The sequence below is a fragment of the Corallincola spongiicola genome, from assembly GCF_004284785.1.
GTDB classification, from domain to species: domain Bacteria; phylum Pseudomonadota; class Gammaproteobacteria; order Enterobacterales; family Neiellaceae; genus Corallincola; species Corallincola holothuriorum.
In genome coordinates this window covers 803,834-824,983 of sequence record NZ_SHLY01000002.1, presented here as the reverse complement: position 1 = coordinate 824,983, position 21,150 = coordinate 803,834, and the positions used below count along the sequence as shown (strand labels likewise).

The following is a 21,150-nucleotide window of genomic DNA, read 5'->3' as shown; positions in this document are numbered from 1 at the left end:
CCGTAAGAACTCCAAGTTTAGATAGCCTGCCATGGCGTGTCGAGACAGAGCCATTCTCATCGCTCAGTCTAATACTCCGTTCTGCGATAAACAGCCCCTGAGTCCCTTTTCAAAACGATCATGATCGGCCCGATTTCCACCTATCACAACAACGCGGCTATCGTCACACTGCTTTAACGGGCAGCTAGAGAGCACACCATTAACGACATTAAATGCAACGTTGCCCTGTGAGGTACGAAATACCCCCTTTACCCGCTCAAATGGCAATTCGGTTAGCAATGCATAGAGCGGCAGATAGTCAAAGGTTAGCGACCCTGATGCGATCCAACTTGTGCTGAGCATCCCCATATCTTCATTGCTATCGATCCTTACCAAGCCAGTAAGATCTTTGTCAGTCAGCTCGATGCGCTCATCACTCAAAGCGCTCTCATTGGTCGCCACACCGACGGCTGCGGAAACACCGACGCCAGTCGTACCAGTATCAGGATCTTTGCCTTTAGCTGGTGCGGCAAGCCACCCCAGCGCTAACTCACCCTGACGGGTCTGCTTAACCGGTAGATGTTGTAAGTTCAACTCGGTAAGAAATTGCTCTAACGCCTCAAGCTCTCCCCCTAGATAGAGATCCGACTTGTTGGCAACAATAAGGTCTGCCACCTGATGCTGTTGAATAAAGGTGTCATGGCGTCGATATTTTGAATCACTTAAGTTACGCGCATCCACCAAAGTAATGGTGGCTTGCAACTCAATCACATCCTGATAGTGAACAGCTGACAGCGCAGCAATAATCTCCTTCGGATGACCCAAGCCTGTGGGTTCAATGAGTAAGCGGTCAGGACGAGCCTGTTTGATTAATTGATTCAGCGCCACCTGCATCGGTACGCCTGCGGTGCAGCACATACAACCGCCGGGCACTTCCCGAATGAACAACGTGCCGTTATCACCCTGCGCTGCCTGCGGATCGCCACTGATTAAGGCCGCATCGATCCCCACTTCGCCAAATTCATTCACTAAAACGGCCCAGCGCTCATCGGCCGGTTTATCTTGCAACAGCTTCATGATCGCCGTCGTTTTACCGACACCAAGAAAGCCGGTGATGATATTGGTGGGGATCGCCTGAGTAATAATTTTCACGAGCAGAAATCAACTAAGAATCTCGGGGAAGGCCAGCTTATCATGGCTTAATGCCAATTCAGAGCCAGCCTGTAACAACCTAATTATAATCAGACAACACGGCGCAGTTTCACGGCATAAAACTCGCGTACCGGCAGCCAAGTGAAAGCTTATTCTAATCAGCTCCGTTGTCAGAACTGTTCGCTGCTACTGTAATTGGAACGCCTTCGCCTGACGCCGCTGCTCTGTTGTGCGACTCAACAGTGCTTGCTGAGTTAACAGTTCATCACCAAAGAACAAACCATCCAGCTTTTTCAGAGCATCAAAATGATCTGTGAGCACTTGCTCTACCCGATCTAAACGCTGCAAGGTCATTGGCGTACAGGATTGGCCATGCAGATCATCATTGACGTCCAATAGATGGGAACGAAAACTCTCTACCAGAAACAGATCATCGAGTGCCGAAGGCGTGGATAAAGCTTGTTGCCAGCGCTGAACAAAGCCTTGTACCCAATCAAGCACCTGTTGCTGTGCTCCCAGTTTCTTCAACGCAGCATACTTACCCTGATACGCTTGCAGCGCCAGTCGCTTCTCTAATTCGAACAGCGACATGATCTCTCGTGGCGACCAAGTACTCTCTTTTTTCAGCAAATAGCCGAAGAAATTGCGCGTTTCCAGCCGCTCCACACTGTGGAATAGCGGCGCATCCAGCCCACAACTATTAAACTCACTGAGCGGATCAAAGGTGTAGCAGTAACCAAAATCGAACAGCGAGATATCATGGCCATCAAACAGAATATTACCGGGGCACAGATCCCACTCGATGATCCCTTGAAGTTCGAAGTTAACAACAGTATCAAATAACTGGGTCAGCACCACTTCATTGAATTCGGTTAACAAGTCCCCCTCAATCCATGGGGATAACATCACTCCATGCTGGAACGACGCATACACAGTCGGCACAACATGGGCAAACGCTTTGCTGGTTGCAGCTTGGTTTTTTAGCTGCTGAAAATCCCGCCGTCGCTGCACTTCGTTGAGAAATGAAGTTTGCCCATCGACATTCTTAACCAAACTCTCAGGCCGTTTCAGTTTTAAGTTCCAATCTTTACCATCAACACGGATATGGTAAACATGGGCGGTTAGACCGCCGGCAAAGGTCTCCACGACATAAGGTGAATCAGCGGTGGTTTGCTGCAGTTGCGCCAAGGGCAAAGGCAATAGCGCCTCATTTCCCACGACAATCTCCTGCCCCGAGGCAACAAAATCTAACTGTGACTGCTGGCGCTGTTGTTCACGGTTCATATCCATTCCTATACAGATGACTTAAAAGCATGGCAGGATTATCCCCATCTCCTTTAGCAGAGATCATCCACCCTTAGGGTGGAATCTTTTATTTTCATACCAGCTTATCGCAACAGGTTGACTACGACACGGAGCGCCGCACAAAACAATGATCGCCACAGAAGCCTTGGCAGCTAGCTCTTTGGATGCTGCCCCCTGCACAAACGAGCTGAGCCCGTTAGACCCCCTGTGGCAACTCAATCCGGCACTGGCAAATCCACCGAACACACGAATCACACTACTTCACGCCCCAACAGGCTACGGCAAAAGCAGTTTGGCAATGCATTGGTTAAGCCAGTGGCAAGGATGTTGTTACGGTATCAAACTCGACCCGAGCGATAATCTGCTCAGCACCTTTGTCATCCATCTCACCCAAGTGCTGAATTTGCCCACCATCGCAGCAGAGCAAGAGCTAAGCCAGGCCTCTGACAACGCCATTTTGAGTGCATTAAAAGCTCAACTACAGCAATGGCAACCCAGTCAACCCGCGCTACTGGTGTGTGATAACTTACACCTGATCACCGAGCCAAGCATTCAGCAACTGCTGCTCTTTCTGTTCGATTTAGGCTTGTGCAAACTGATCCTCTGCTCGCGCCATGCCCATGCAGACTGGCTCAGCCATTATGATTTGCAGGGTGAGCTTTCCGTGGTGGACCGTCACGACCTGCAACTGAGCATGGCACAGGTGAGCGCACTCACCGAGTCGGTAGACACAAGCTTATCCACCGAGTGGCAACAGCAAACACAACAGGCTTTACAGGGCTGGCCCGCCCCCTGGCGAATGGTGTTGCGACTGTGTGGCCGCGGCATTCCCTCGGATCAGGTCGACCTTGATGAGATCGGCGCCAACTTGTCCGATTACCTGGTCCAGCAAACGATTCAACCCTTACCCCTCACCCAGCAACATTTGCTGCTGTCATTAGTTCCGTTTGCACAGTTTGATGACGCGTTACTCACCGCACTTGATCCACAGCAACCACACAAAGCGTGGCTGAGTAAGTTGATCCTGGAGCAGCTTTTTATCAGCCGCACTGACACCGGCCAATATCAAATGGTGCCCTTCTTTCGACAGGCGTTAAACCACTACCTGGTGATCAATGATCCCGAACGATTGGAGATCGCCAATCACAATGCTTGCCGCGCACTGCTTAAGCGAAAGCAATGGCATGCCGCTGCCGAGCTGGTCAAACAACAACACAGCCCCATGCTGGCAATCGATTGGTTAGAGAGTGTCGGGTGGCACTGTTTCCATCTTGCACATTACAGGCTGCTCGACGACGTTTTTTCGCTATTAAGCACTACGCAAAAACAGCATCACCCAGAGATCGCCTTGCTTTATGGTTGGTGGTTGCTCGAAGCACAAAAAGACAGTGGTCTGAGTAACCAATGGGTGCAGCAATTGCCCTTGGCAGAATGGGATGAACCGCAGGTCGCACGATTTAAAGTGCTACAGGCTGAGACTCACTATCAGTTTGACCTGTTAGCAGAAGCATTACGTTATGCCGAGCAGGCACTGCCTCTGTTGACACTTCCCCACGACAGATTGTCTGCCATGTTTACCCGTGCCATGGCGTTACTATGGCTAGGTCAGGTCGATGACGCAGCAAAGCAACTGCAACACCTGCAGCCCCTGGCCAACACCGAACATCAGCACCATATCGCACTGGCGGCTACCTTACGGCTAGCCAATGTGGCGCAGATCCGCGGGCATATCCAGCAAGCACAGGCATTAGCCGAGCAGGCCCATGAGCTCGCGCAGCAACGACAACTGCTCAGCGACCACCTGTACGATGCCATCCAACGCACCTTAGTTGAGATCTACCTGCAACAAGGAGACCTCAGCAACGCACAGAAAGCATTGGAACGCGGGGAAGAGTTAACCCACCCCAGAGGCGATTATTGGCTGTTTCCCTACGTCACATGGCGTTTGGCCATTGCACTACTGCAGGGCAAACCCACCTCATCCTTAATCTCCGATCTGGAAACTCGATTAGCCAATGACTTTATGTGTCGCCAATGGCGCCATCGCGCACGCACAGTACTGCAGATGTGCTTTCAGTGGCGCGGTGAAAAAGAAAAACTGCGGCAGCTTGAACAACAACTGAGTTGGCACAAGTCACCCAAAACCATCCCCGATCTGCAGGATAACTTGCTGTTCGGCAGAAACCGCCTGCTGGCAGGGCAAGTGTTACCCCATGACTTTTCGCTGCAAGCGCCCTACTGGGACGAAATTGGCGCCTGTCAGGTGGCTGCGCAACTGCGCTGGATAGAGACCATGACCGAATGGAACAAAGGTAACTCGGCATCACTCAAAAGCGTAACAAAGACGATTCAAGCCTGGCTGGAACAGAGGTATATCGCCGAGTTCTTGCTGTTGGGTGAGCAGGGCCTGAGCCTTTGGCGAAAATTAAACAATGACTTTAAAGACAACGCCAAGGCGCTGGATAGTCTCGCATGCTGGCAGCAGTTGACGATGCAAACTGCCAAACAAACAAGTCCCCCAGTCTTACCCCCTGACGAACGCCTGACCAAAAAAGAGTGGCAGGTATTGCAAGGCATTGGTCGTGGTTACTCCAACGAGCAGATCGCCGCACAGATGCATGTGGCTCTCTCCACTATCAAAAGCCATGTGAACCATATCTACAGTAAATTAGATATCAACGACCGCAAGGCGGCCAAAGTCATCGCGGCCAAATTAAGCCGCAAGGATTAAGCAGTAAGGATTAAGTAGTAAGGAAGTCCTACCCGGAAAAATCCACCCCAGAGGTGGATGCTGACATCCCGCTCAGCTGATTAAGCTATCGCCATGGTTTGAACACGGATGATTAACGATGGCAACCCTTCCCATGCACCTCTGCCTTGCTCCCTTCGTTACAACAACGGACAGCACCGTAGTAATCTCATTGCTGACGAACAGTAGCGTCAGTCAGGTCTGGTTACGCGCAGAGCCAAATAACGAAGAGTATCTGGTGACGATGCATGGTCAGCGAGATGGCAGGCTATCCGTCCCCGAACGGGCAAACCAACTCAGTTGGTGGCGGGCAGAGCTGCCACTGAATCCGGCCTCGGATCGCAACCTTTATAGTTTTAAATATCTACGCCAAGCGGCACCATCCGACCACGGCAAAAACCAGCACCCACAATTGCAGTGGCTAAGCCAGGCCGGTATCTCCTACCATCCTCCAGCACGTATGCATCAATTTCGCTATTTCAGCGAGACAAATAGCAAATTAAGTGCTCCCCCAAATTGGCTACGGGAACAGGTGCTTTATCAGATTTTCCCAGATCGCTTCTGTAACGGCGATGACATGCTCACACCACAGAATGCCGAATATGACTATCAGGAAAAACCTATCCAGCGTAAGCAATGGGGCGAGAGGATCGACACAAAACGGGCGAGTTGGGAGTTTTTTGGTGGCGATCTACCGGGCATAGAACAACAGCTAGATTACCTGCAATCCCTCGGCGTGACCGGGCTATCCCTTAATCCGATATTCACGAGCCCGAGTAGCCATAAATACAATCCGGATAGCTATGACGAGGTCGACCCGCACCTTGGCGGAAATCGAGCCTTTGCCAGCCTGTGTCAGGCGTTACAGCAGCGCAAGATGAAACTGATTTTAGACGCAGTCGTGAATCATACAAGCAATAACCACCCTTGGTTCAATCGCTGGGGACAGTATCCAACCAACGGCGCCTACCTTTGCCAAAGCTCACCTTTTCGCGAGTTTTATAACTTCTGCAGCCAAGAGCCTCAAAGCTATGTCAGTTGGCAAGGTCATAGTGCATTACCGGTACTTAACTACCACAGTAAACGTCTACAAGATCTAATCTATCGTACACCGGACAGTGCACTAAGGCGTTGGTTTAGCCCGCCCTATCAAATTGATAGTTGGCGATTAGATGTGGCGCAAATGATAGGCCGCGGCAGCGGTGCGCAAGATAACCTGCAGATCGTTAGCGAAATCCACGATGCGATTCGCCAGAGTAACGCCGACGCCTGCCTGATTGGCGAACATTGGTGTGATGCCAGTGAATGGCTGCAACACGGCGCTGAAGATGGGGTCATGAACTATTTCGGATTCACCCTCCCCCTATGGGCATTTCTTTGCGGCCGAGATGTCGCCGGTGTTAGCACACAGATAGATGCCGCCACCTTTGAGCAATGGCTGGCTATCACCAGAGAGCAAAATAGCTTTGATCACCAACTCTGCCAGATGAACCTACTCAGCGGCACAGATACCCCAAGATTCATCAGTCTGTGTCACGGCAATGACGCGCTTATTAAGCAAGGGATCCAATTACTGTTCACCTATCCGGGAATGCCCACGCTGTTGTATGGCGATGAGCAAGGGCTTGAGGGAGATAACGCGCGCGAAAGTCGTCGCTGCTTTCCCTGGCATCAGGTGTCGTGCGAACCAGAACTCTCTCTGTCCAAACGCTATCGCAGTCACAGCCCATGGTTTTCGGTGTATCAGTGGTTTATCGCTTTGCGACAACAGCACCGGACGCTGCGCCATGGCGCCTATTTGCCTTTATACGCCCAAGGTGATGGCTTTGCCTTTATGCGGATATCCGCCGACGGTAGCTTTATTTCCGCGATCAATCGCCATCCGCAACAGCCCGTAATGTTGCGGCTATCACTATCGCCGCTGTTTGTATCCGGCGAAGTTCGCTGCCTGATCACCGAACAGAGTTTCGCTATCAACAACGGTGAACTGTTCATCGAACTGCCGCCGGCAGGGCAACGGCTGCTCAAATGCGGTATCAGTCAGCTATTGCAAAAACAATCAACAACATAACGCCCATAAAACAATAAAAGCTAACAAAAAGAGATAGGGAATCTTATCATGAGATCGATTCGTGAAATTTCAGGTCGCTACCATTCGGCCATCACCCGCTTACGCCTTGCAACAACAGCAAGCCTGCTAATCCTGATATCTGTGTCGGTGATAAATCCGGTCAGTGCCGCGTTAACGCGTCCAACACTGCAGCTAAATATCACATCGGCATCAAACGCCACCGAGGCAACAACGACGCCAATACCAATGCAGTTAACCAGCCAACGTCACTTTGAAGTGGTCACCCCGCTTGCCAAAGGTCAATACCGATTTTACATCGCAGATAAGCAGCGCAGCTGCGGCCGAAGCTTTGCCCCGGAGAATCCTGCACCGTTGAAGTTTGTGCAACCCATTCCTGTTTCAGACTGCGCCCTGGATAGCTACTTTGAGCTCGATATTCGTTTTGCTGGGGATTACCAGTTCTCGATCTCGCTGGCAGGAGATAAAGAGCCTGCACAGCCGGCAGCAACGATCACAGTGCGCCGCGCCGCCAAAGCCAGCCAGTTCGTGCGTAAATTACCTGAGATCGATTGCCTGCAGTGGGACGGCCAACCGGTCACTGTAGACGTATCCGAACTGTTTGCTGACGGTAGCTTGGTCAGGGACTTTTACTCCCAGCAGACTGCGACTGTAAAGCGAGGAAAGATCACCTTGCTACCTGCACCGCAGAGTGGCGGCCTACTGTTACTTGAAAATGCCGATAATGCCGATAATGCCGACAGTATCGTTAAATCCAAGCCATTGCATTGGAACAACGCCATCATTTACAGCTTGCTCACCGATCGCTTCCATAATGGCGATAGAAGCAACGACCATAGTTATGCCCGCACCGATGATGGCCAACAAAACATCGCCACCTGGCACGGTGGAGATTTTAAAGGCGTGACCGAGAAACTGGACTACTTGCAACAACTCGGCGTCGATGCGGTGTGGATCTCTCCCATCTACGAACAGGTCCACGGTTTTATTGGTATTGGCGATGATCGCGGCTTCCCCATGTATGGCTATCATGGTTATTGGCCCTTGGACTTCCGTATGTTGGATCCTAACTTTGGTGACAGACAAGCACTGAGAGAGTTTATTGATCAAGCCCACCAACGGGGGATCAGAGTGATCCTTGATGTGATCCTTAACCATGCAGGATTCGCTACGCTCGGCGACATTCAGGATCTCGCGCTGCCACTGGCCCATGCTACTGAACAGCTACCGCCAAGGTGGAACCATTGGCGGCCTGGCGCGAATGATCGCTGGCAAAGTGTTAATCAATATATCGACTATTGGAATAAGTCTGGCTGGCAACAATGGTGGGGAAAAGATTGGGTCCGCGCCGGTTTACCTGGATATGAGCCTAGCGGCGGCACGGAGCTAAACAGATCAGTGGGTGGCCTCCCCGACTTTAAAACGGAGTCAACCCGGCAGGTTTCTCTACCGCCATTTTTACTGCAGAAAGCCCCGTCAATGAAAGACAGCCAACAGACCGTCATTGAGCATTTGATCCAATGGAACGTCGATTGGATCCGTGAGTTCGGTTTCGATGGTATTCGTGCCGATACCGCCAAACATGTCGAAGCCAAACATTGGCTTGCGCTGAAACAACAAGCGACGCTGGCGCTAAAAGAGTGGAAACAACAGAATCCAGACAAGAAGGTCGACGACAGCGAACTATGGATGGTGGCGGAAGCCTGGTTTCATGGGGTAGAAAAAGATCACTACTTTGATAACGGCTTCGATGCGGTGATCAATTTCGATTTTCAGGACCCGGCACTGAAAGCCGCACAATGTTTACAACGTGCAGAGCCGTTATACGCTATGTATGCCGAAGAACTTAACCATGGCGACGGCTACAACCTGCTCAGTTACATCTCGTCCCACGACACCCGACTGTTTTTCTCCGGCTACAAAAATATTGAGCTACAACGTAACGTCGCCAACGCGCTGCTGTTATTGCCCGGCGCAGTACAGATCTTTTATGGCGATGAAACCGCGCGAAAAGCAGGTCCCGACGGTGGCGTACAGGATCAGGGTTCCCGCTCTGACATGAACTGGAATGAGATCACGGGAGCACGAGCAGCACTGCTCAAGCATTGGCAGATCTTAGGCCAATTTCGCCAGCGACATCCTGCGATCGGTAGCGGACAACATAGACAACTAAATGCCGCGCCTTACAGCTTTAGTCGTCAAACGGAAGATGACAAAGTCATGGTGGTATTTGCAGGCAACAGGTAAACGGTGAAATAAATCTGCAGCAAAAAAAAAGCGGTGAGCATGCTCACCGCTTTCATTCAAAGATAACCCCATGGAGCAGGCTTATTCTCTGATCATGACCGGAATATCGCCAACGCCCATCTTTGCTGGCTGTTTCATTCTTCTGAGCAACCAGACAACGAGAGCCGACACCACAAAGATCAGGCTGATCCACAATGTGGAAGTCAAAGGTTGCAGCGCAAACTGACTTAGTTGATAAAACAGCGTCGCCACGGCGTAAGCTAAGGCAAAGGTGTACACTGCAGAGAATGCGGTCCAGCGGTTACCGAATTCACCTGACATAGCCCCCAATACAGCTGCGCATGGGGTATAGAGCAAAATAAACAGCAGGTAGGCAAACGCCGCCGCCCGGGTTTTAAAACCCGCTTCCAAATTGGTTAAGGTACCGGTTTCGAAACCAAAAGCTTCCGCTGTCTCTTCGCTGTTACTGACGTCGCCAATATCAAGCCCTAGTGGATCTTCCCAGGCGATACCGAGCAAGTTATCAGGAATGGTAGATAACCCTTCATTCAACGCAGCTAACAGATCTACACCGCCCTCTTCCTCTTCACCGGCGTGAGAATAGAGGCTATTGAGAGTACCAACCACCGCTTCTTTAGCAAAAATACCGGTGACGATGCCGACGGTCGCAGGCCAGTTATCATCGGCAATCCCCATAGGGTGGAACACCGGTGTCACCCATTGCGACGTTTTTGATAACAGCGACGTCTCGCTGTCCTCATTACCAAAGCTACCATCAGTACCGATGCTATTGACGAAGCTTAATACCGTCACCACCAGCACAATCATTTTACCCGCTCCAAGAACGAACTGCTTGGTACGGTGCCACGTACGGCGCACGATGGCTCCCGGCGTTGGCATCTCATAATCCGGTAACGCCATCATCCCCTGACTCGCCAATCCCGGCAGTAGGGTGTAACGCAGCAACACCCCAGTCAAAATAGCAGCGACAATCCCGATGAGATAAAGAGCAAACACCAGGTTTTGACCATTATCGGGAAAGAAAGCAGCGGCAAACAATGCGTACACAGGCAGGCGTGCACCACAAGACATAAAGGGTGCCATCATGGCGGTCACTAGACGTTCACGGCGACTGTCTAGCGTACGGGTCGCGGTAATTGAGGGGACATTACAACCAAAACCGACGATCAACGGCACAAAAGCCTTACCCGGCAGACCAATCTTTTGCATCAGTCCTTCAATAACAAACCCTGCCCGTGCCAGATAGCCGGAGATCTCCAATATGCTTAATGCCACATACAGAAACGCCACCACCGGAATAAAGGTCGCTACCGTTTGTACACCGGCACCCACGCCACTGGCTAGAATTGCCGTCAACCAATCAGGCGAGCCGACGCTGGTCAGCAGTTGCCCGAAACCATCGACAAATAGCGCGCCAGCAACAATATCGAAGAAGTCGATAAATGCTGCACCAAAATTGATGGCAAACATAAAAGTCAGATACATCATACCGAGGAAAATCGGCACCCCAGTCCACACATTCAGCGCATATCGATCCCAACGCTCAGTTAACGATAAGCTGGCATCAGCTACCGTTACCGCTTGCTGGTAGATCTTATCGACCAAGGCATAGCGCTGGGTGGCGAGATGATCAGAAAGACGGATGCTGTCGGCCGTTAGCTGCGCGTGCGCCTGCTGCGCCTGTTCATCGTTCAGCATCAATAGGCGTGCAATGGCATCAGCACGAACGCCACCCAGCTTGGTTATTGCCATTTCAACATTGTCGCCCAAAGGCACGGTAAAGGGCTTTAACACTAGTGGCTGCTGGCATAGCGTATTAATACGGCTGACTAAAGCCTTTATATCGCAGGGAGATTTAGCGCTGATCGACATCACCGGACAATCTAACTGCTGAGCTAATTGGTCAACGTCGATTTTATGATCTCGAGCCTGCACTACCTCTGCTTTGTTCAACAGGACCAACATCGGCACGCCAAGCTCACGAAGCTGCAGCGTCAGATAGAGGCTACGCTCTAATTGCGTGGCATCCACCAGATTAATCAATAGATCAAACTCGCCCTGGCGAATGCACTGCTGACTGATCGACTCATCAAGTAAGCCATCGTGATTGATGGCATTGAGATCTAATAAACCCGGTAGATCAACCAGATCAAAGTTCTGCTGCTCGCAAGCGAAATGGCCAATCTTCTTATCAACCGTAACACCTGACCAGTTTCCCACAGAAACATTGCTGCCACTTAAGCCATTGAACAAGGTTGATTTGCCGCTGTTGGCGTTACCTGCGATCACACAGCGAAATGCTTTACTCATGGCTTAACCTCCACCGTAATCGCTTGCGCTAAAAGCGAACCTATACAGAGGCGAGCGCCCCGTACTTGCAGTTGCACTGCACCACCTAAAGGAGCTTTCCGCACCAATTCAACGGCGCAACCAGGGGTGAGCCCGGAAGCCAGTAAGCGCTGGCGCTGACTGGCCGTAATGCTCTGTAAGCAAAGCTCAGTGACTGTCGCACGCTGCCCAATTCTGACGTCAGAAAGTACCATTCTGAGCTCCTATAGTTCCCTGATCAAAGAGTCAACAGCCAGCCGTAATAGTTGGCTTTGCGGCGAATCAAACTTCAGCTAATCAGCCTGAATTCTTCCGCTGTATCGACATTATACCAGTCACAAAAGGTGATTGATAATGAGAATAATTCTAATTACCAAAATAAAGTGACGTATTGATTTGCATCAAGTGGTTGTTAACGTTCATGCAACATGGCGTCATACAGCAATAGATTGTTTATCAATCGATGACATTACCAATATTCCGGTGCCATCAGGACCGGAACACACTTAACTAGGCCGCTCACTTCCTGCAGAGCATGCTCTTGCAAAGCAATAGCCTGCCACGCTTCTGGATAAGGCAACGAATAAGGAGGTGCCAGTTTATGCTCAGTATGAAAGCCACAACGGCCATAGTAATTAGGATCACCAAGTACCATGACGATATCCACACTCTGATTCGCTAATAACTCCAAGCCAAACCGGATCAGCTTCATACCCACCCCCTGTCTTTGTGCCGTTGGTGCAACCGCCAACGGCGCAAGAATATAGCCAGATACACTGTCATAGTTGACGATCTGAATGGGCGAAAATAACACATGACCAATCACTTTGTTCGCTGCTACCGCGACCAGCGACAGGACCTTAGAAGGGTCAGCAACTAATGCCAATGCCAACTGAGCGACGGCCTCACCCTCTGCTTCACCAAAGGCTGACTGATGGAGTTGTTGGATAGCATCTAAATCTGTTGTGCTGGATCGACGAATGATCATATTTTCACCATTAGAGGAGTTCTTCAAAGAACGAGATTTCCCAGATAAATAACCAATTTAAACCGTGCAGGTAAAGGCTATGCTGTGCCAGCAAATCCTATCTCATCATCAAATGAGTATGCTGAGCCCAACGCACAGAGCTAAGACAAACAAGAACAGAGCTATGCAAAAGCAACATTATGAACTATATTGTGCATATGCAACATATTGGAGTGTCGCTATGTCCGCTATCCCCCATGCATCACCTGAACATGTGCTTGCCAAGGCAGTGAAAAATGCCGCTAAGCAGTTAGGTTTATCTCAGTCTGAATTATCAGAAGTGATAGGTAAAGATCGCAGTGCTATCAGCCGCAATGGCATCCATATCGAAAGCAAGCCAGGGCAATTGGCTGCCCTGCTTATCCGCTGCTATCGCAGCTTGTATGCACTGATGGGGGGCGACACTGCGAATATGCGCCACTTTATGCAAACCGAGAACAAACTTACCCACGGTATTCCTGCCCAGCAGATCCGCGATGTCCAGGGGCTGGTCAGGGTCACTGAATTCCTTGATGCAATGCGAGGGCGTGGATGAAGCTCACTATGGACTTCACCTTCTCATCGGTAGAAGGGGAATTGATACGGATCGTCGAAAGTCAGCAACAAATCGCCACCATGCAACTGGTGGATGATCTGGCCGAACAGTATCTGCTCGAGCAACTACTGGAACAATCTAAGCCACCTCTGCCGGCTCACGCCGCACACCTGCACTTTCTGCTTGCCACCTCATTTCGTTATCCACCATTAAAATGGGGTTCCCGTTTTGGTACGGTGCACGAGCCTAGCTTGTTCTATGGCGGCCTATCGGCCACCACAGCGATGGCAGAAACCGCTTATTACCGTCTGGTATTCTGGCACAGCATGGCCAGTGCGCCACCAAACCCGATTAAAGCACAACACACAGTATTTACTGCCAGCTATGCCTCCCATGCGGCGGTAGATCTGCGTCAGGTAACATTCACAGAGGGTAATATTGATACCGCTGATCCTATTGATTACACCGCTTCGCAGGCCGTCGGTGCCCTGCTTCGAGAACAAGAGGCCGAAGTGATCATCTATCCGTCGGCGAGAGATCCACAGCATGGTCTAAATATCGCCCTGTTTACCGCAGATGCTTTCGCCTGTCCGACACCACTGGCGCAATGGCCTATGCTTTCTTTTGTGGATGGTGAGCGAGTACAGTTTCATAGCACAGCCAAGCAGTTTGGCATGCCAGAGATCTGCGCATTTACCCTGCCACAATTTCAAATTAATGGCGTGCTTCCTCATCCAGCATAAAGGCCTAGATGTTGCTTTTAATCAACGAAAGCCGTGGATAATCACTATTTAGAGAACTTTTTTACTAATTGGTTATCGGAGAGTAGACGCTTATTTTAGAACAGACAGATGATCATCATGCGCGTTCAACTATCGCACTATCATTTTGTCATCATGGTATTGCAGAATGAGTTTAAGTAGCGATGGCTGGTGTAACTAACTATTATGGCTAAATATTTTATTTCCTCAATATACTGGAGCACCCACTACAGATGAGTTTGTTCCTAATCCCCCTGTTGCCCTTAATGGGCATTTTGGTTCCTCTTTTCACTGAGCGTTTGGGCCGCAATGCCTGCGCTACTGCAACGGCAGTGCTGCCCGCCTGTTCGCTAGCATTGGTGTTAATGGCAGCGCCTAACGTGTTTGACGGTGTGGTGATCCAGCAACAACTGAGCTGGATCCCAGCTTTAAATTTGGATCTTTCATTCCATCTGGATGGTTTGGGTTTTCTATTCAGCTTGCTGATCTTGGGTATTGGCCTGTTGGTGATCCTGTACGCGCGTTATTACCTCTCGGAAAAAGAGGCTGTTGGACGTTTCTACAGTTATCTCATTATGTTTATGACAGCCATGCTTGGCGTCGTATTGTCCAGCAACCTGATCCAGCTTTGGTTCTTCTGGGAACTAACCAGTGTGAGCTCCTTCCTGCTTATCAGCTTCTGGGGTCACAATACCGATGCCCGTAAAGGTGCACGGATGGCATTGGCGATCACAGGTGCTGGTGGTTTAGCACTGCTAGCGGGATTATTACTGATAGGTAATCTCGTCGGTAGCTATGATCTGCGCGCAGTACTCGATAGTGGCGACATCATTCGTAACAGCTCGCTCTACCCAGTTATCTTGTTACTGGTTTTAGGCGGAGCATTCACCAAATCCGCCCAGTTTCCATTCCACTTCTGGTTACCCCATGCAATGGCGGCACCGACACCGGTCAGTGCCTATCTGCATTCGGCGACCATGGTGAAAGCTGGCGTGTTCTTACTAGCGCGCTTTTATCCAGTGTTAGCAGACACAGAACTGTGGTTTCTCATTGTCACATTAACGGGATTATCCACTCTGTTAATGGGCGCATATATCGCCCTGTTTAAACACGATTTAAAAGGTCTGCTGGCCTACTCCACCATTAGTCATTTGGGCCTAATTACCCTGTTGTTTGGTCTCAATACTGAGCTGGCAGCCATTGCGGCCGTGTTCCACATCATTAACCATGCGGTCTTTAAAGCCTCGCTGTTTATGGCTGCTGGGATTATCGACCACGAATGTGGCACCCGAGATATGCGGGTAATTAATGGCTTGTGGAAGTACATGCCAATCACTGCCACGCTGGCAATGGTGGCAGCAGCATCAATGGCGGGTATTCCACTACTGAACGGCTTTTTGTCGAAAGAGATGTTCTTCGCCGAAACACTCCATCAAAGTACCCTGGGCGCTTTATCCTGGTTGATACCGGTATTGGCCACGGTGGGGGGCGCACTGGCGGTGGCCTACTCACTACGTTTTATCCACGATGTGTTCTTTAATGGTGAGCCAAAAGAGATTCCGAAGAAGCCCCACGAACCGCCACGATATATGCGGGTACCGGTGGAGATCCTGGTCGCTATCTGTTTGCTCGTAGGCATCTTTCCGCAATGGACCGTTGGTCCCTTGTTGGATGCCGCGTCCATGGCTGTACTTAACGCGCCATTACCTCAGTTCGACCTCGCACTGTGGCACGGTATCAACCTGCCTTTGATGATGAGCCTGGTGGCCGTTGTTGCAGGTAGTACGCTCTATTATCATCGTAGAAATCTGTTCCGTTTTCAGGCTCAGTTTCCTGAAGTGGATGCCAAAGTCGTCTTCCACAATGTCGTCAACGGCATCATGTTGTCGGCAAGAAAGCTCAATGCAAAACTAGAGAATGGCTCGCTACAGCGTTACGCGTTTTTACTCTTACTGTTCGCCCTACTGCTGGCTGGCGCGCCGCTACTGTCTTTGGATCTGAGCTCATACGCGGAGACCACACCACCCGATGGTGTTTTTATCACCGGAACGGTTCTGCTCATGCTTGGCTCTATCATGACTGTCTTATGGAGCCACAAACGCATTGTCGCTTTGCTGATGTTATCTCTGGTGGGGGTGATCGTGTCTGTCGCCTTTGCCTACCTGTCTGCGCCCGATTTAGCCTTAACCCAACTTTCGGTCGAGGTCGTGACAATTATCTTGTTACTACTGGCACTGTTCTTCCTGCCGCAAGAATCATTGATGGATCGCACCAAACCGAGCCATATCGTCCGTGATCTCAGTTTGGCGACGTTGATAGGCAGTGTGGTGGGTACCATCAGCTATGCGCTGCTAACCCAACCACTAGACAGCATCTCTACCTTCTTCCTGGAGAATAGTAAGAGTGGCGGTGGCGGTACCAACGTAGTCAACGTGATTCTGGTCGACTTCCGCGGCTTTGACACCATGGGTGAAATTGCCGTTCTGGGGATCGCCGCACTGGGGATCTACAAATTGCTCGCAGGCATGACCTTATATATGCCATCAAAAGATATGGCCAACCGCCCTTGGGCAAAAGAAAAGCATCCGATGATCTTATCTGTGGTTTCTCAGAGTTTGCTCCCTCTGTCACTGCTGATCTCCGCTTATATCTTCCTTCGTGGACATAACTTACCGGGTGGCGGCTTTATCGCTGGTCTGGTGACGGCAGTTGCATTGATCCAGCAATACCTCGCACACGGCGTCGAATGGATGAGTAAGCGGGTTAAAATCAGTTACCACAGCATGATTGGTGTCGGCCTATTAATCGCATTGCTCAGTGGCTTAGGAAGTTGGCTGTTTGACCGCCCATTCCTGACCAGTTGGTTTGATTATTTCTCACTACCAGTGGTGGGTAAATTTGAGCTCGCCAGTGCCATGGTCTTTGACTTAGGGGTATATCTGACGGTGATTGGCGCGACACTGCTGATCCTCGCCCATCTGGGTAAATTGACCACCACCGAACGACTGGAGGAGAAGTATTAATGGAAGCCTTATACGCAGCCTGCGTCGGTCTGATGACCACCTGCGGCATCTTTATGATGCTACGGGGTCACACATTTACCCTAGTGATGGGTCTACTGATGTGCTCATACGCAGTGAACCTGTTTCTGTTTGGCAGCGGGGGCTTAACTCTGGATGCACCTGCCATTTTGGGACAAGCAAAACAGCATGCAGATCCACTGCCTCAAGCCTTGGTCTTAACCGCCATCGTGATCGGCTTCGCGATGACAGCCTTTGCGGTCATTTTGGCGATGCGTGGTCGCGCTGATTTAGGCAACGACCATGTTGATGGAGAAGAGCCAATGGATCCATTAGCCAAACCTTCAGTCCCAACTCAGGAGACGAAATGAAGTTAGTCGATCATATCGCCGTTCTCCCTGTACTGCTGCCATTCCTCGCAGCGATCTTACTGATCCTGCCTCCTTTGCAAGGGCGCATACAGTGGCAACGTAGCTTTGCTATCGCAGCTAACCTGCTGCTATTAATTATCTCTGTTTGGCTATTGGTAACGATCAATAATCAGGGAATTCAAGTGTATGCGCTGGGCAACTGGCAGGCACCATTTGGCATTTCACTGGTTGCCGATACGATGGCAGCTTTGATGCTATTGCTTACCAGTGTGCTGGGACTCTCTGCTCATCTGTATGCCTGTGCCGGTGACGATGCTCGCGGCAGCTTTTTCCATCCGCTGTTCATGTTTCAGTTAATGGGTATCAACGGTGCATTTCTAACTGGCGATGCTTTCAATATGTTCGTGTTCTTCGAGATCCTGTTGATCGCCTCCTATGCACTCATGATCCATGGCGGCGGCAAACAGCGTACCCAAGCGAATATTCACTATGTATTTTTAAACCTCATCGGTTCCACGCTATTTCTATTTGCCTTAGGCACGCTTTACGGCACCCTAGGAACGCTTAACTTTGCCGACATGGCGGATAGAGTGGCCTATTTGCCAACCGAACAGTTACCTCTGGCGAAAGCTGGAGGCCTGTTACTACTTGCGATATTTGGCCTTAAAGCCGCGCTATTACCATTACAGTTCTGGTTGCCCCGTACCTACAGCGCCGCAACACCGGCGGTTGCGGCACTGTTTGCGATCATGACCAAAGTGGGTATCTACAGTATTTGGCGTATTCATGGCGTGATTTTTGGTGAACAAGCCGGTGAGCTGGCCAATATGGCACAAGCCTGGCTATGGCCGTTGGCATTCTTAACGCTAGCCATGGGCTGTATTGGTGTCTTAGCCAGCCAAAGCCTGCGTTTACTGGTGGCTAATTTGGTCATTATCTCTGTCGGTACTTTGCTGATGGCTGTCGCGATCAACACCGAACAAACAACGGCGGCTGCGCTTTATTATCTAATCCACAGCACGCTCGTCGCCGCAGCGCTGTTTCTAATCGCTGGTATCGTGCAACAACTGCGCGGTAAAGCGGAAGATCGCTTTGTCACCGCCAGAAAGATCGCCAAACCAGCTTTTATTGGCACCTGCTTTTTTATTGCGGCATTGACGGTTATCGGCATGCCGCCATTTTCCGGCTTTGTCGGTAAAGCACTATTACTGAAATCTACCATCGACCAGCCGCAAATGGCTTGGTTTTGGGGAGCGATATTGATTGCCGGACTTATCTCCTTAGTCACCTTGGCTCGGGCAGGTACTACCCTGTTCTGGCGCTCCCAAGGCAACCAAGTCACCAGCGAATCAACACCTGCTTTGCAGATAGTTGGCGTGGTTATACTACTGGCTTGCTTCCCGTTACTGGTCGCCTTTGGTGGGCCTGTAACTGAGCTGACTCAACAAGCCGCGGCACAACTATACCAAGGCATCACATTAACAGCAGGAGCCATGTAATGAAGATACACCGCAGTTTTGCCCTGCTGCCAACCCCATTTCATAGTTTGTTGTTATGGCTGGTATGGCTGGCGCTAAATGATTTTTCTGCTGGCCACATGGTGCTTGGCGCATTTTTAGCCATAGGTATTCCATTGTTGGTGTCGCCCTTGAGTGCCGATGAACCTGTGGCGAAGAAGCCGCTGGTCGCATTGCGCTATTTCTTTATGGTGCTGTGGGATATCGTCGTATCGAACATAGAGATGATGAAACGGGTGCTGGGACCGATTAAACGCCTGAAACCAGGTTTTATTGTGGTGCCATTAGATCTCAGTGGCGAACTGCCTCTAACCATTTTCACCAGCACTATTTCATTAACACCGGGGACTGTCAGCGTCGAATTTTCTGAAGATAAGAAGTGGCTCTACGTTCATGCTCTGCATATCGATGACGAACAAGCGATGGTGGCACATATTAAGCAACGCTATGAGCAGCCACTAAAGGAGGTATTTGGATGTTAACCATCAGTATTATGATTGCCTGCGGAATGGTGTTAATAGCGCTAATTCTGAACTCCTGGCGGCTGGTTGTTGGGCCCAATACACCAGACCGGATCATCGCGGTGGACACTATGTATATCAATAGCATCGCGTTGATTTTACTACTAGGTATGTATCGTGGATCACCACTCTATTTTGAAGGTGCTCTGTTAATCGCGCTGCTGGGCTTTATCAGTACCTCAGCATTCTGCAAATACCTGCTGCGCGGCGACATCGTAGAATAAGGAATCGTTATGCCATTTTGGATAGAGGTCATTGCCTCGGCTTTACTGCTACTGGGCGCATTCTTTATGTTGCTTGGCTCAATCGGCTTGGTCAGGCTACCGGACTTTTTTACCCGTCTGCATGCGCCAACAAAAGCGACAACATTAGGCATAGGTGCCACCTTGTTAGCCTCTTTATTGATGTTTACCTACCAGACGGGTGAATTCGGTATAAAAGAATTACTTATTACCATGTTCCTGTTTATCACTGCGCCAGTGGCAGCCCACTTACTCGCCAAAGCGGCACTACATCACCGAGTTACCGTTTTAGGTGATGAAAAGACTCAGCAACGAATAGTCCAAGCGAGAAAGCAAGCACCGCCGGTAGACGAACCTTTGGACACGAAAGTTGACTAACTAGTAGCAACCTACTGAAAAACAGAGGCTAGGAGTCGATAGATGAAGTTAAATAGGGATGACAAACTAATCAATCGACTCCATGTTGTTATTCACTGGTCAGTCAAAGTGCTCGCCATATTGATGGTATTTGTTATCGTCATGGGGGTAATTGACGTAGGTTGGACGCTATACGAAAAACTGACCACGCCACCAACCTTTATCTTGACCATCTCGGATATGCTGGCGACTTTTGGTGCCTTTATGGCGGTACTGATCGCTATCGAGATCTTTATCAATATCACGGTGTACCTTCGTGATGACGTCATCCACGTAAAGATCGTCATGGCTACCGCATTGATGGCGATAGCCCGAAAGGTAATAATTTTAGATCCTGAGAAACTCAGCCCTGAATATACCGTGGCTATTGGTATTGTATTCTTAGCTGCAGCGATTGCTTATTGGGTAACAAACAAGATACCAAGAAAAGAGCAACTCGACGATCAATAGCCCTGACTCGGTTCAACGAGCTAGCATATAGGCAGGCAAAATCGCTGCCTATACATACTCCACTTCACTCACCCCGTCATAAAACTCGGCGTTCACGGTGATGTCATCAACTTGACCATCAAGTACCGCCACTAACAATTTTCCTTCGTTAAAGCCGGACGGCAACTTAACCCGCCCCATAGGATCAAGCTGCAGGTTATTAAAGACCTGTTGACACATACGCCCCAAGCCATCCTGCAGAAAGTAGATAACAGTCACTGTTTTGCTGTTCACTTGACTCACCCCAAAATTAATCACGGAAATAATTAAGTGTGCGGAGTTTGAAGGATTTCGCAGGTTGTTTTTTGAGCACAATCAATTTTGGTTAGCAATTAACCGCTAAATAACAGGCAGGTTACTGCGGCACAACACCAAGATAA

18 protein-coding genes are annotated in these 21,150 nt (G+C 50.1%); 12 read left to right on the top strand and 6 right to left on the bottom strand.

What is annotated here, in order from left to right:
* Window positions 1–63: 63 nt before the first annotated feature.
* Together EXY25_RS18805 and EXY25_RS09335 are read right to left on the bottom strand one after the other, a co-directional pair.
* Window positions 64–1,131: a CobW family GTP-binding protein gene (locus tag EXY25_RS18805; protein ID WP_130566523.1), complete on the bottom strand. Its 1,068-nt coding sequence runs from the start codon at window positions 1,129–1,131 to the stop codon at window positions 64–66.
* Window positions 1,132–1,317: 186 nt separating this feature from the next.
* On the bottom strand, window positions 1,318–2,415 hold the full coding sequence (locus EXY25_RS09335) for a protein kinase family protein (RefSeq protein WP_207232136.1): 1,098 nt from the start codon (window positions 2,413–2,415) through the stop codon (window positions 1,318–1,320).
* 148 nt (window positions 2,416–2,563) lie between these two features.
* Here EXY25_RS09335 and EXY25_RS09330 point away from each other — a divergent pair, with 148 nt between their 5' ends.
* The 3 genes from EXY25_RS09330 (at window position 2,564) to EXY25_RS09320 (ending at window position 9,521) form a co-directional block, all read left to right on the top strand.
* Window positions 2,564–5,167, top strand: a complete 2,604-nt coding sequence (locus EXY25_RS09330) for a LuxR C-terminal-related transcriptional regulator (protein ID WP_130566521.1) — start codon at window positions 2,564–2,566, stop codon at window positions 5,165–5,167.
* A 118-nt stretch (window positions 5,168–5,285) separates the two neighbouring features.
* Entirely contained in the window at window positions 5,286–7,256 is a 1,971-nt protein-coding gene (malZ, locus tag EXY25_RS09325) for a maltodextrin glucosidase (RefSeq protein ID WP_130566520.1), read from the top strand.
* Window positions 7,257–7,304: 48 nt separating this feature from the next.
* On the top strand, window positions 7,305–9,521 hold the full coding sequence (locus tag EXY25_RS09320) for an alpha-amylase (protein ID WP_130566519.1): 2,217 nt from the start codon (window positions 7,305–7,307) through the stop codon (window positions 9,519–9,521).
* Between the two features lie 81 nt (window positions 9,522–9,602).
* Here the strand turns inward: EXY25_RS09320 and feoB are convergent, their stop codons facing one another.
* From feoB to EXY25_RS09305, 3 genes are all read right to left on the bottom strand, one after another.
* Window positions 9,603–11,852, bottom strand: coding sequence for a ferrous iron transport protein B (gene feoB / locus EXY25_RS09315; RefSeq protein ID WP_130566518.1), 2,250 nt, complete (start codon window positions 11,850–11,852; stop codon window positions 9,603–9,605).
* Window positions 11,849–12,085 carry a FeoA family protein gene (locus tag EXY25_RS09310; RefSeq protein WP_114337353.1) on the bottom strand — a complete coding sequence of 79 codons (237 nt, stop codon included), beginning with the start codon at window positions 12,083–12,085 and terminating at the stop codon, window positions 11,849–11,851. Before EXY25_RS09310 ends, feoB begins: the two co-directional genes overlap by 4 nt.
* Before the next feature lie 254 nt (window positions 12,086–12,339).
* A complete protein-coding gene (locus tag EXY25_RS09305) occupies window positions 12,340–12,858 on the bottom strand; it encodes a GNAT family N-acetyltransferase (protein WP_130566517.1) in 519 nt (172 codons plus the stop codon).
* A gap of 220 nt (window positions 12,859–13,078) precedes the next feature.
* Between EXY25_RS09305 and EXY25_RS09300 the strand changes: the two genes are divergently transcribed.
* The 9 genes from EXY25_RS09300 to EXY25_RS09260 all read left to right on the top strand — a co-directional run bounded on the left by EXY25_RS09300 (window position 13,079) and on the right by EXY25_RS09260 (window position 20,731).
* On the top strand, window positions 13,079–13,432 hold the full coding sequence (locus EXY25_RS09300; RefSeq protein ID WP_114337351.1) for an MbcA/ParS/Xre antitoxin family protein: 354 nt from the start codon (window positions 13,079–13,081) through the stop codon (window positions 13,430–13,432).
* Window positions 13,429–14,175, top strand: coding sequence for an RES family NAD+ phosphorylase (locus EXY25_RS09295; protein WP_114337350.1), 747 nt, complete (start codon window positions 13,429–13,431; stop codon window positions 14,173–14,175). Before EXY25_RS09300 ends, EXY25_RS09295 begins: the two co-directional genes overlap by 4 nt.
* 251 nt (window positions 14,176–14,426) lie before the next feature.
* Window positions 14,427–17,216, top strand: coding sequence for a monovalent cation/H+ antiporter subunit A (locus EXY25_RS09290; RefSeq protein ID WP_130566516.1), 2,790 nt, complete (start codon window positions 14,427–14,429; stop codon window positions 17,214–17,216).
* Window positions 17,216–17,584: a Na+/H+ antiporter subunit C gene (locus EXY25_RS09285; protein ID WP_114337348.1), complete on the top strand. Its 369-nt coding sequence runs from the start codon at window positions 17,216–17,218 to the stop codon at window positions 17,582–17,584. Before EXY25_RS09290 ends, EXY25_RS09285 begins: the two co-directional genes overlap by 1 nt.
* Window positions 17,581–19,083: a monovalent cation/H+ antiporter subunit D gene (locus tag EXY25_RS09280; protein WP_114337347.1), complete on the top strand. Its 1,503-nt coding sequence runs from the start codon at window positions 17,581–17,583 to the stop codon at window positions 19,081–19,083. The genes EXY25_RS09285 and EXY25_RS09280 overlap by 4 nt, the downstream gene beginning before the upstream one ends.
* Window positions 19,083–19,583 (top strand): Na+/H+ antiporter subunit E, encoded by a 501-nt coding sequence (locus tag EXY25_RS09275; protein WP_114337346.1) that lies wholly within the window; start codon window positions 19,083–19,085, stop codon window positions 19,581–19,583. Before EXY25_RS09280 ends, EXY25_RS09275 begins: the two co-directional genes overlap by 1 nt.
* Complete coding sequence (locus EXY25_RS09270) at window positions 19,577–19,846, top strand: K+/H+ antiporter subunit F (RefSeq protein WP_114337345.1); 270 nt, start codon at window positions 19,577–19,579, stop codon at window positions 19,844–19,846. The genes EXY25_RS09275 and EXY25_RS09270 overlap by 7 nt, the downstream gene beginning before the upstream one ends.
* A gap of 9 nt (window positions 19,847–19,855) precedes the next feature.
* The gene (locus EXY25_RS09265) at window positions 19,856–20,242 is read left to right on the top strand and encodes a Na+/H+ antiporter subunit G (protein ID WP_114337344.1); all 387 of its coding nucleotides are present in this window, start codon (window positions 19,856–19,858) and stop codon (window positions 20,240–20,242) included.
* A 42-nt stretch (window positions 20,243–20,284) separates the two neighbouring features.
* Window positions 20,285–20,731 carry a phosphate-starvation-inducible PsiE family protein gene (locus tag EXY25_RS09260; protein WP_114337343.1) on the top strand — a complete coding sequence of 149 codons (447 nt, stop codon included), beginning with the start codon at window positions 20,285–20,287 and terminating at the stop codon, window positions 20,729–20,731.
* A gap of 48 nt (window positions 20,732–20,779) precedes the next feature.
* Here the strand turns inward: EXY25_RS09260 and EXY25_RS09255 are convergent, their stop codons facing one another.
* A complete protein-coding gene (locus EXY25_RS09255; protein ID WP_158537969.1) occupies window positions 20,780–21,004 on the bottom strand; it encodes a DUF2375 family protein in 225 nt (74 codons plus the stop codon).
* Window positions 21,005–21,150 lie beyond the last annotated feature (146 nt).